General features: G+C 68.6%; 5 protein-coding genes and 1 pseudogene. 5 read left to right on the top strand and 1 reads right to left on the bottom strand.

Features of this window, described 5'->3' with window-relative positions; translation table 11 throughout:
- The first annotated feature begins 8 nt into the window (after nt 1-8).
- The 5 genes from A5779_RS31610 to A5779_RS31630 are packed head-to-tail and all read left to right on the top strand — an operon-like array spanning nt 9 to nt 5,832.
- Nucleotides 9-1,601, top strand: a complete 1,593-nt coding sequence (locus A5779_RS31610; RefSeq protein ID WP_064887869.1) for a Na+/H+ antiporter — start codon at nt 9-11, stop codon at nt 1,599-1,601.
- Nucleotides 1,594-3,600, top strand: a complete 2,007-nt coding sequence (locus A5779_RS31615; protein ID WP_064887873.1) for an MMPL family transporter — start codon at nt 1,594-1,596, stop codon at nt 3,598-3,600. Before A5779_RS31610 ends, A5779_RS31615 begins: the two co-directional genes overlap by 8 nt.
- 10 nt (nt 3,601-3,610) lie before the next feature.
- The gene (locus A5779_RS31620; protein ID WP_064887886.1) at nt 3,611-4,417 is read left to right on the top strand and encodes an alpha/beta fold hydrolase; all 807 of its coding nucleotides are present in this window, start codon (nt 3,611-3,613) and stop codon (nt 4,415-4,417) included.
- Between the two features lie 9 nt (nt 4,418-4,426).
- Nucleotides 4,427-5,632, top strand: coding sequence for a cytochrome P450 (locus A5779_RS31625; RefSeq protein WP_064887876.1), 1,206 nt, complete (start codon nt 4,427-4,429; stop codon nt 5,630-5,632).
- Nucleotides 5,633-5,637: 5 nt separating this feature from the next.
- On the top strand, nt 5,638-5,832 hold the full coding sequence (locus A5779_RS31630) for a ferredoxin (protein ID WP_064887878.1): 195 nt from the start codon (nt 5,638-5,640) through the stop codon (nt 5,830-5,832).
- A gap of 11 nt (nt 5,833-5,843) precedes the next feature.
- Here A5779_RS31630 and A5779_RS31635 read toward each other — a convergent pair.
- A pseudogene (locus A5779_RS31635) lies at nt 5,844-6,239 on the bottom strand (HNH endonuclease); the annotation flags it as partial.

A 6,239-nucleotide genomic window follows, 5' to 3' on the forward strand; every position in this document is an offset into this window, starting at 1 on the left:
CTGACAGCGTGGGTGCCTCACTCTTGGCGGCCTTGGTGGCCGCAATCTTGCTGGCCGCCGTAGCGCGCCGCTTCGACGTCTCCGCGCCGCTGGCCCTGGTGGTGGCCGGCCTGGCCGGCAGCGCGTTACCCGGCTTCCACGACGTACACCTGGACCCCGACCTGGTGCTCTTCGTGATCCTGCCGCCGCTGCTGTGGTCGGCGGGACTGGAGAGCAGCTACGTGGCGCTGCGCCGCAACATCCGCCCCATCGGGTTCCTGGCCGTCGGGCTTCCGCTGGCCACCACATTCGTCGTCGGCATCGTCGCCTTCCACATCGTGCCCGAACTCACCATCGCCGCGGCCCTGACCCTCGGCGCGATCGTGGCCCCGCCAGACGCCGTGTCGGCAACCGCCGTCGGCCGCCGGCTCGGGCTGCCGCGGCGCACCATGACGCTGTTGGGCGGGGAGAGCCTGCTCAACGACGCCACCGCGCTGACCGCCTACAAGGTCGCTCTCGGCGCGGCCATCGGCACCGCTGCCACCTGGCGAGGCGGGCTGAGCACGTTCGCCCTGGCCGCGGTCGGCGGCGTGGTGGTGGGCTGGGTGATCGGGATGGTGGTGAACTTCATCCGCACCCGGCTCGACGATCCGCTGGTCGAGAGCGCCATCGGCCTGGTGGCGCCGTTCTTCACCTACCTGCTGGCGGAGGAGATCCACGGCTCGGGCGTGATCGCCGTGGTGGTGGCCGCTCTGCTGCTGGGCCAGCGTGAGTCCCAGGCCAGCTATGCCACCCGGCTGCAGGACAAGGCGGTGTGGAAGGCGCTGCAGCTCATCCTGGAATCATTCGCGTTCCTCTTGATCGGCCTGCAGCTGCCGAAGGTGATCAGCGAGCTGGCCGGAATCTCGGCGGCCACGCTCGCCATCTCGTCGGCCGCCGTGCTCGTCACGGTGATCGGGGTGCGAATGGTGTGGGTTTACGCGACCACCTATCTGCCCCGCCTGCTGTCCAAGCGGATCCGCGACCACGAACCCGAACCGCCGCGAGCCCAGGTGTTCGTTGTGGCCTGGGCGGGTATGCGTGGCGTCGTGTCCCTGGCCGCAGCGTTCGGTGTCCCAGCCACCACGCTGTCCGGCGATCCGTTCCCGGGCCGCCCGCAGTTGGTGTTCCTGACCTTTGTGGTCGTGGTCGGGACCCTGTTGCTGCACGGCCTGACGCTGCCGTGGTTCATCCGGGTCCTCGGCGCCCAGGGCGACGAGGCACACAGCGATGCGATCGCCACCGCCGCCGCGCAGGACAAGGCCGCCCGCGCCGCGGCCGAGCGACTCGATGAGTTGCTTGCCGAGCAGTCGGCGACCGCAGACGTGCCCCAGCGCGCCGCCGACGTGTTGCGGGCCTGGAACACCCGCCGCCGCAACGCCGCCTGGGAGCGTCTGGGCCGCGACGACGCCGACATCGGTGAGAGCCCGACATCGGCATTCCGTCGGCTGCGCCTGGAAATGCTTGCCGCCGAACGGGACACGTTCATCGCCGAGCGCGATGCCGGCCACATCGACGACGAGGTCCTGCGTACTGTGCTCCATGGGCTCGACTTGGAAGAGGCGACACTGAACCGTGATTAGGCGTCTGGCGTGGCTGGCTGTGTTGGTTGTGATCGTCTCCGGCGCGCTCCTGGGCCTGCTCAGCGGCGGCGACGCCGCCTCGCAGTCACCGGTCGCTGTCCCGGCTGATGCCGAGTCGGCGCGGGCCGACGCGCTGCGGGCCGACTTTCCCGGTGGAGATCAGGTTCCGGCGATCCTGGTGGTGACCCGCGCCGACGGCGCCGAACTCACCATGGGCGACGTCGACGCCACCGCCGATGCGCGCCACCGGATGACCGACGCACCCGGGCCGCCGTTGACCGTCTCCGACGACGGCAAGGCCGCGGTGGTCACCGTGCCACTGAAGGCCGACCTGTCCGGCTTCGGACTGAACGACGCCGTCAAGAATTTGCGAACCACCGCGAACGACGGCCTGCCTGCCGAGCTTCGGGCCCAGATCACCGGCGGCCCGGCGTTCGGCGCCGACATCGCCAATTCATTTGCCGGAGCGAACATCACACTGCTCGCGGTGACCGCGGCCGTGGTGGCACTGTTGCTGATCGTCACCTACCGCTCACCGGTTCTGTGGCTGGTGCCGCTGCTGGTGATCGCCTTTGCCGACCGCGTCGGCGCCGTCGTCGGCACCGCGGTGGCCTCCGGACTCGGGCTCAGCCCGGACGGTTCCACCTCGGGAATCACCAGCGTGCTGGTGTTCGGTGCGGGCACCAACTATGCGTTGCTGCTCATCTCGCGGTACCGGGAGGAACTGGGGCGCACCGAGCAGCACCGCGAAGCTCTGGTGGTCGCGGTACGGGCCGCCGCCCCGGCGATCGTGGCCAGTAACGCGACCGTCGTGCTGGCCCTGCTGACCTTGCTGTTCGCCTCGGCGCCCAGCAACCGCAGTCTCGGCGTGCAGGCCGCGTCGGGTCTGGTGGTCGCCGCGATCTTCGTCCTGGTCGTACTGCCACCGCTGCTGGCCCTGTGCGGCAAACGACTGTTCTGGCCGTTCATTCCCCAGGTCGGCGCCACACCGCTGACCGAAACCGGTATCTGGCACCGAATTGCGGACTCGGTGGCCCGCAAACCCGCCCGGGTGGCTCTGGTCTCGCTGGCCGGCCTGGCCCTCCTGTGCACTGCCCTGTTGTCCACCCCGATCGGGCTGACGCAGACCGAGCAGTTCCGGGTACAGGCCGAATCGGTGACCGGCTATCAGACATTGGCCGCGCATTTCCCGAGCGGCCTGACCGATCCCACCCGCGTCATCGCCTCCACCGCCAAGGGCGGTGCGGTGCAGCGGGCGATCACCGATACTCCCGGCGTCGTCTCCGCCTCACCTGCCGGTCAGTCCCCCTCCGGCCTGAGCCAGTGGTCGGTGGTCCTCAAGGGCGAACCCGCCTCCGATGAGGCCTTCGAAACCATTGATGCCCTTCGTGATTCGGTGCACGCGGCGGACCCCAGCGCGCTCGTGGGCGGGTCCGATGCCCAGGCCAGGGACACCGCCGCGGCCGCCCAGCGCGACCGCCTCGTGGTGATCCCGGCGATTCTCGCGGTGGTGCTGGCGGTGCTCTACCTCCTGCTGCGGTCCGTGTTCGCGCCGCTGGTGCTGGTCGGGGTGACGGTGCTCAGTGCACTGGCCGCGCTCGGACTGGGCGGCTGGGCCAGCGTCCACCTGTTCGGATTCCCCGCCCTGGACAACAGCACCCCGCTGTTCGCCTTCCTGTTCCTGGTGGCCCTCGGCGTGGACTACACGATCTTCCTGGTGACCCGGGCCCGTGAGGAGACCCCCGAGTTCGGCACCCGACAGGGCATCGTGCGGGCCGTGTCGGCCACCGGAGCGGTGATCACCAGTGCCGGTGTGGTGCTGGCGGCGGTGTTCTGCGTGCTGGGCGTCCTGCCGCTCATCGTGCTGACGCAGCTGGGCATCATCGTCGGGCTCGGCATCCTGCTGGACACCTTCGTGGTCCGCACAGTGATCATCCCCGCGCTGTTCACCTTGATCGGCCCCCGCATCTGGTGGCCGGGTCTGCACGCCGAGCGCTAACTTGGCAGATGTGCAGGAGCTGCGAGTCCCGACGAAACTCGGCCGTCTCCGCGTCCAGGTCCGCGGCGACGGCGACGCGGTCCTGTTCTGGCCCAGCCTGCTGATGACCGGGGACATGTGGGCCGGCCAGATGCGGGAGTTCGAACCCGACCACCGGGTCATCGTCGTCGACCCACCCGGCCACGGCGGCAGCGAAAAGCTGACGGCCCCATTCAGTTTCACCGACTGCGCAGCCACCGTCGCCGACATCCTCGACAGTGTCGGCGTCGAACGCACCCACTTCGTCGGCAACTCCTGGGGCGGAATGATCGGTGGGACGTTCGCGGCGTTGCACCCGCACCGCATCGGGCGCGCCGTGTTGATGAACTGCACGGCGTCGCCCGCCGGGCGCGGGCAAAAGCTCGAGTACGGCCTGCTGCTGCGGATGGCCAAAGCGCTCAGAGGAATCCGCGGTCCACTCACCCGCCCGGTCCTCGCGGCCTTCCTGGGCCCGACGACATTTGACACACGTCCCGAAGTGGTCGCCTTCGTGCGGGATGCCGTGCACCGCGTCGACGTCGATTCCGCTGCCTGGGCGGTGACGAGCGTGGTGCCGCGCCGGCCGGATCAGCGGGCTCTGTTCTCTCGCGTGGAAGCACCCGTCCTCGTGGTCGCCGGTGCCGAAGATGCCACGTTCCCGCTGACGGAGACCATCGCGATGGCCGACGCCATTCCGGGCGCGGACGTGACGGTGCTCGACGGCGTCGCGCACCTGGCCGCGCTGGAGAATCCCCGCCTCGTCAACACGTTGATCAGGGATTTCCTGGCACGCGGGTAGCGTCGGGGCATGACTGGGCCGATCACGCTGCCGCCAGTGCACATGCGGCGCAATGCCTTCGACCCGACGCCAGACCTGCGCGAGATCCGTGAGACCGACGGGGTACGCAAGGTCATCAGCGCGCTCGGCAATCCCGTGTACCTGATCACCCGCCACGAGGACGTCAAGGCGGTGTTGAGTGACCACGAGCGGTTCTCCAACAGCAGACCACCCGGTTTCGCCCTGCCCGGGGCGCCCCAGATGTCCGAGGAAGAACTGGCCAGCGCCCGGGCCGGCAACCTGTTGGGACTTGACCCGCCTGACCACCAGCGGCTGCGACGCATGCTCACCGCGGAGTTCACCATCCGCCGGATGAAACGTCTCGAACCTCGGATCGTCGAGATCGTCGACTCCCGACTCGATGCGATGGCAGCGGCCGGCCCACCCTCGGATCTGGTGGCCGACTTTGCGCTGCCCATCCCGTCGCTGGTGATCTGCGAGCTGCTCGGGGTGCCCTACGAGGACCGCGACGACTTTCAGGACCGCTCCACGCACCAGCTCGACCTGTCCCTGTCCATCGCGGAACGTCTTGCGCTGCAACAGCAGAGCCGCGACTACATGCGTGGCCTCGTCCTGCGGGCCCGCCAGGATCCGGGCGAAGACATTCTCGGCATGCTGGTCCGCGACCATGGTGGCGAGCTGTCCGACGACGAGCTCGTCGGCATCGCTGGGCTGCTGTTGCTCGCCGGGCATGAGACCACGTCGAACATGCTGGGCCTGGGTGTTCTGGCATTGCTGCGCCATCCCGATCAACTGGCGGCCGTGCGCGACGACCCGGATGCCATCGGCCCCGCCGTCGAGGAACTGCTGCGCTGGCTGTCCATCGTCCAGAACGCCATCCCGCGCTTCACGACCACGGAGGTCGACGTTGCCGGCGTGCGGATACCGGCCGGCGAGTTGGTCTTCGCCTCCCTACCCGCGGGCAACCGGGACCCCGATTTCATCGACACCCCCGACGTGCTCGACATCCGCCGCGGTGCGCCCGGGCATCTCGCCTTCGGCCACGGCGTGCACCACTGCCTCGGTGCTCCGCTGGCCCGCATGGAGATGCGGATCGCCTTCCCGGCCCTGCTGCAACGGTTCCCGAACCTCGCGCTGGCAGAGCCGTTCGAGGACGTCGCCTACCGGTCTTTCCACTTCATCTACGGGCTCAAATCGTTGGCGGTAACGTGGTGAGCGCCATGAAAGTAGAAGCAGATCGGGATGCCTGCATCGCATCGGGCAACTGTGTGATGGTCTCCGGCGTCGTCTTCGATCAGGACGATGACGGCGTCGTCGAAGTCCTCGTCGATGAGGTGCCCGACGATGAGATCGCGCATGCGCGCGAGGCCGTCAAGCTGTGCCCGGCAAGCGCATTGAAGCTGACCGGGGACTGACGCCCAGCCGCTCAGAAGGGTGGGGGTGGTCCGTATTCTTCGGCGAGCCAGGCTTGGTAGTCGCGTTCGTAGGCGAGGTCGTTGTTGAGTTCGGCGCGCAGGCGTCGTTCTTCGGCGATGCGGTCACGTTGGTCTTGTTCGCGGGTCCGGCTGCGTTTGGGCATCTTCGAAGCGCGATCGAGCTGCGGGGCTTGCGGTTCGGGGTCGGGGAGGTTGAGGTCCCCGGTCGGGTGGGCCAGAGTCGGCAACAGGGCGGCGCCGTGGGGTTCGGTCACATGGGTGTGTCCGGTGGGGGTGGTGAACTCGATGGTCCCGTCGGGTCGTTGACGGTCAGTCCAGCCGGGGCAGAACGTTTTCACCAAATGGTGTGCCCGGCAAAATAGTTTGGTGTTCGACGGATGCGTCGG

Origin of the sequence: Mycolicibacterium peregrinum (genome assembly GCF_001665625.1) — a bacterium.
Lineage (GTDB): Bacteria > Actinomycetota > Actinomycetes > Mycobacteriales > Mycobacteriaceae > Mycobacterium > Mycobacterium peregrinum_B.

Coding starts and splice junctions, on each gene's coding strand:
- A5779_RS31630 (WP_064887878.1), top strand. CDS start 5,638: ATGAAAGTAGAAGCAGATCGGGATGCCTGCATCGCATCGGGCAACTGT.
- A5779_RS31625 (WP_064887876.1), top strand. CDS start 4,427: ATGACTGGGCCGATCACGCTGCCGCCAGTGCACATGCGGCGCAATGCC.